The sequence below is a fragment of the Frankia sp. CcWB3 genome, from assembly GCF_977927595.1.
The window spans coordinates 1-5136 of sequence record NZ_CDWRCK010000209.1 but is presented as its reverse complement, the minus strand read 5'-3'; the positions used below and the strand labels follow the sequence as shown (position 1 = coordinate 5136).

Sequence of the window (5136 nt, the reverse complement as noted above, 5' to 3'; positions counted from 1 at the left end):
GGGAGACCGCGGGGAGGTCGCCGCGGGGCTCGGCGCGACGCCGATGCGAGCTCGGCCGGCTCCCGCCCGGGCGGGCAAGATCCGTCCTGGCGGTGGCCCCCGAGTGCCGCCGGTAAGGTGAACAGCATGGCCGTCGACCTGTCCGAGGAGATCAAACAGCTGGATGCCACGTTGACCGGCATCGAGACGGTTCTCGACGTGGAGGGGTTGCGCCGTCGCGCCGAGGATCTGGAGCGTCAGGCTGCGGACCCCGACCTCTGGTCCGATCAGGACCGGGCCCAGGCTGTCACCCGCAGGTTGTCGTCGACGCGCGGGGACATCGCCAGGGTGGAGGGGCTGCGTCGCCGTCTCGACGACATCGCCGCCGCCGCGGACCTCGGCGACGAGGATCTACTCGCCGAGGCCGCAGCCGATTTTCCCAGGCTGTCCAATGACATCGCCGGTCTCGAGGTCCGGACCCTGCTGTCCGGCGAGTACGACGAGCGGGACGCGATCGTGCAGCTCTCGGCCGGGGCCGGCGGGGTGGACGCGGCCGACTGGACGGCGATGTTGCTTCGGATGTACCTGCGGTGGGCCGAGCGGCATGGCTACGCCACGGAGGTCTTTGACACCTCCGAGGCTGAGGAGGCGGGTCTGAAGTCGGCAACCTTCCAGGTCAAGGCGCCCTATGCGTACGGGACGCTGCGCAGTGAGCACGGGGTGCACCGGCTCGTCCGGATTTCGCCGTTCGACAACCAGAACCGGCGGCAGACCTCCTTCGCCGGGGTGGAGGTCACCCCGGTCGTCGAGCTGTCCGACCAGGTCGACATCGACGACAAGGATCTGCGTATCGATATTTTCCGTTCGTCCGGCCCGGGTGGACAGGGGGTCAACACCACCGACTCCGCGGTCCGCATCACGCATCTGCCCACGGGCATCGTGGTGACGTGCCAGAACGAGCGCAGCCAGCTCCAGAACAAGGCCGCTGCGATGATCGTGTTGCAGGCGAAGCTCCTGGAGCGGCGGCGGGCCGAGGAAGCGGCGGAGAAACAGCGCATCACCGGCGGGCCACAGGACGTCTCCTTCGGATCACAGATCCGTAACTATGTCCTCCACCCGTACCAGATGGTGAAGGATCTGCGTACCGACACCGAGACCTCGAATACCAGCGGTGTTCTCGACGGCGAGCTCGATGATTTCATCGACGCGGAGATCCGGTGGCGGCGGTCGGTCGAGAATCAGGCGTGAGAGGGTTCTTCGGAGCTTTTGCCGACGCCCGGGATGCGCCTGGTTCCGGGCTGAGTGGGCAATCCTCGCCGCACCGTCCGGGCGCTCGTGGCCCGGCGGGACGATACGCGCCCGGCGTTCCGGTTCCGGAGGTCCGGAGGTCTCCCGTTTCCGGGACGGCATCCGAATGCTGCCTGCCTCTCGGGGAACGGACGGTGAAAAGACAAAGATCCGGCCGTGGTGGGAACGCCGGTGTGACGTAGGCTCGGCCGGCGGCCCGGCCCGGCGTCGGGGGAGGACTCCACCGGATCTCCTGACGCCATTGGCATGCCGGGTATACACGTGTAGAGTTCCGGGTAGTTCGCGGACCGGTCGATGTTTTAGTTTCGGTGTCTTGATCTGGTCCGTCTACTGCTTCACTCGATGGGATGTACGCCCGTGTCACCTGGTCGTTCACGATTGCGAACCGCTGTCGCGGAGGGAGTGCGGTCTGTGTCCCTGCACACGAATGCACGCATGTATCTGTGTGGAAATAACGGTGCAAATCCGGGCAGGATGGCCAGTCTCGCCGGTACGGGAAAGCCGTGACCTCCCTGGCGCCCGCGGCGTCCGGCGCCGCCTCCGGCGTGTTCGACGGTGCGCCCACGATGCCCCTGCCCGTCCTTATGTACCACGGCGTCGGTGATTCGGTGAGTGCGGACTTCCGACGCTGGGAGCTCCCTCCCGGTGCCTTCGCCGAGCAGCTCGAGGCCCTCGCCGAAAGCGGTTACCACCTCACCGGTCTCACTGACGCGCTGGCGCATCCCGCCCGCCGCCAGGTGGTGATCACCTTCGAGAACGGCTTCGAGGACTTCGTCACCACCGCGGTGCCCGCTCTGCGGGCGATCGGTGCCAGCGCTACCCTGTACGTGCCGACCGCCTTCGTTGGCCGGCGCGCCACCTGGCTGGATGGCTACACCGAGCGCAACCTCCTCTGCTGGACTGGTCCGACCTCGCCGCGCTCGCCGGAGAGGGCATCGAGCTCGGCTCGCACGGTCACCGTCATCTGGAGCTCGACGTGGTGCCGACCGCCTTGGCGCGGTACGACGTCACCGCCAGCCGGCGGCTGATCGAGGAGAGAACCGGCCGGCGTCCGGACAGTTTCTGCTACCCCTTCGGTTATCACTGCGCGTCGGTGCGCCATGTCGTCGCGGCCGCCGGGTTCGAATCGGCCTGTGAGGTCGGGTACCGCATTCATCAACCGACGTCGTCCCGGTTCGCCATCAGTCGATTGATCGTCAATCGGGCCGCTGGAGCGGCCGACATCCTTCGGCTCGTTTCCCAGGGGCATCGCGACGCCCTGCTCAGCGCCCGGCGAGGACTGCAGTCGGGGTGGCGGGCATATCGAGCGGCGCGCTGGCGGCTCGGCCGAGGCGCCTGACGACGGGGAACGCGGGAACTGGGGTCCGGGGTCCGGGGCCTGGCAGTTACCGCGTGCTCTCTCACACGACCGCGAGCCGATAGCCCCGCTTGATGACGGTCTCGACCACGCGGCCGGCCGGTCCCAGCGCGGTGCGTAACCGGGCGACGGTCATCTCGACCGCGTGTTCGTCGGTGAGCCCGGCCGTGCCCGTCCGGCGCAGCAGCTCGGCTCGGGACAGCACCCGACCGGGACGCTCGGTCAGCGCGTCGAGGACCGCCGCGGTCCTGGGTGCGAGCATCACCGGCTCGCCGTTGACGATCACTGCCGCGCCCTGGACCCGCAGCACGTGCCCCGCGGCCTCGACGGTCCGCCCCCGGCGACGCGGGAGTTCGTCGGACAGCGTGCGCACGAGTGCTCCGAGCCGGAACCGGTCCGGGGCCACCGTCGCCACGCCCTGCCGTTCGAGGGGGGGCGGCGCAGACCGGACCCACGCACGCGGGCAGCACCTCGCCCCGCAACGCGGTCAGCAGTTCGTCGAACTGTCCCATCTCCCGGGCGATCCGTAGGAGGCTCACCACGGCGGGCGCGCTGGTGAAGGTGACCGCGGAGACCCCGCCGGTGACGATGAGTTCGACCATCCGGCGGACCGGCCGCAGATCGTCCGGTGGTTCCCACCGGTACACCGGTATCTCGACGACCTCGGCACCCGCCGCGCGCAGCCCCTCGACCATGTCTGGCAACGGCTCGCCGTGTAGCTGCACCGCGATGCGCAGCCCGGCCAGGTTCTCCGTGAGCAGATGGGCGACGAGCTCGGCGCCGGATTCCGAGCGGGGCGACCAGCATTCGGTGAGCCCCGCGGCCCGGACGGCGCCAGTGACCTTCGGCCCTCGGGTGAACAGCCGGGCGCCGTCCAGCCGGTCGCGCAGCCGCTCGCCGACCCCCCAGCCCTCGGCGGCCTCCACCCAGCCGCGGAAGCCGATTGCCGTCGTAGCGATCACTGCGTCCAGCGGCCGGGTGAGGCACTCCCGGGTCGCGGCGAGCAGCAGGCTGTCGTCGGCGAGCGGCACGATGCGCAGGGCCGGGGCATGGATCACCCGGGCTCCGCGCCGTTCGAGGAGGTTCGCGAGTTCGTCGCGGCGACGCGCGGCCGTGACCCCGACGGTGAAGCCGAGCAGCGGTGGCAGCCCGGCGCTGACGGCCGGCTCCGTCGATGTCGCCGATGCCGGGGACGTTCCGGGCGCGCTGGTGGTTCCGGGTGTTCCGGTGGTTCCGGCGGTTCCGGGTGCGCCGGACCGGTCGCCGATGTCGGGCCACCCGGGACTACAGGTTGTCACGAGGCTACCTCCTGGCCTGGGGTCCCGCGCCGATCCCCCGGTCACCGCAGGATCGGACACGGCCATGTCCACGCGCTTGCCGGTGTGCAACGCCGGTGTTAACCGGCACCGTTGCGTATTCACGACGTCCGCATCGAGCGTTCGTCGGGCATCTCACATCCCGTCGTGTCGTGGAGTGCATGCCTTGTATCCGGACCGACCTGACTTCGAGTCGGTGTTGACATCCTGGGTTCGTACGGTTCTGGCCGTAGCGGGTGCCCGTTTGGACCGGCACCCATCGGTTCGGACGTGCGGGTGGTGCGCGGATGTCTTCTCGATCATTGGTGGTCGTCGGCCACGGCATGGTGGGGCATCGGTTGTTGGCGGCGCTGCGGGACCGCGACGTCGAGGGGCGATGGGATATCACGGTCCTCGCCGAGGAACCTCGGCCCGCCTATGACCGGGTGGGCCTCTCGGCGTACTTCACCGGGGCGACCGCGGAGGACCTCAGCCTCGTCGAGGACGGATTCCTCGAACACCCCCGGCTGCGGCTGCGTCTCGGTGAACCGGTCGTCGCCGTCGATCGGGCCGCCCGGACGGTGACCACCGGTGCTGGCCGCACCTACCGGTACGACGTGCTGGTGCTTGCGACCGGTTCCTACCCGTTCGTCCCGCCGGTACCCGGCCGGGAGGCCACCGGCTGCCATGTCTACCGCACGATCGAGGACCTAGAGGCGATCTTCGCCTCGGCGCGGGGTAGCCGGACCGGGACCGGTGTGGTCGTCGGTGGCGGTCTGCTCGGCCTAGAGGCGGCGAACGCGCTGCGTAGCCTGGGGTTGGCTACTCACGTCGTCGAGTTCGCGCCCCGGCTGATGCCGGCCCAGGTCGACGAGGCCGGCGGGCAGACGCTGCGAGCCCACATCACCGGGCTCGGGATCGGCGTCCACACCGACACGGCCACCGAGCGGATCGAGGCCGATCCCGACGGGCGGGTCACCCGGATGGTCTTCGCCCGTCACCCCGAGGGGCTGGCCGGCCTCGACACCGACGTCGTCGTGTTCTCGGCGGGGATCCGCCCGCGGGACGCCCTGGCCCGCGAGTGCGGACTCGACGTCGGGGATCGCGGCGGCATCGTCGTCGACGAGGGCTGCCGCACCAGCGACGAGCACATCTACGCCGTCGGCGAGTGCGCCCTGGCGGCCGGACGGGTGTACG

2 protein-coding genes and 2 pseudogenes are annotated in these 5136 nt (G+C 69.9%); 3 read left to right on the top strand and 1 reads right to left on the bottom strand.

The window, feature by feature from the left end:
• Positions 1–126 precede the first annotated feature (126 nt).
• Together prfB and ACY5KJ_RS15225 are read left to right on the top strand one after the other, a co-directional pair.
• Positions 127–1227, top strand: coding sequence for a peptide chain release factor 2 (gene prfB, locus ACY5KJ_RS15230; protein ID WP_462188963.1), 1101 nt, complete (start codon positions 127–129; stop codon positions 1225–1227).
• Between the two features lie 563 nt (positions 1228–1790).
• A pseudogene (locus ACY5KJ_RS15225) lies at positions 1791–2626 on the top strand (polysaccharide deacetylase family protein).
• A 61-nt stretch (positions 2627–2687) separates the two neighbouring features.
• On the opposite strand, the pseudogene ACY5KJ_RS15220 reads toward ACY5KJ_RS15225, so the two are convergent.
• Positions 2688–3792: pseudogene (locus tag ACY5KJ_RS15220) on the bottom strand (uroporphyrinogen-III synthase).
• A 455-nt stretch (positions 3793–4247) separates the two neighbouring features.
• On the opposite strand from ACY5KJ_RS15220, the gene ACY5KJ_RS15215 reads away from it, so the two are divergent.
• Positions 4248–5136: FAD-dependent oxidoreductase (locus ACY5KJ_RS15215; protein ID WP_462203647.1), on the top strand; the 889-nt coding region annotated here is incomplete at its 3' end.

What these genes read in the sequence shown, in the direction of transcription:
- prfB (WP_462188963.1), top strand. Translation starts at nt 127, where the DNA reads ATGGCCGTCGACCTGTCCGAGGAGATCAAACAGCTGGATGCCACGTTG.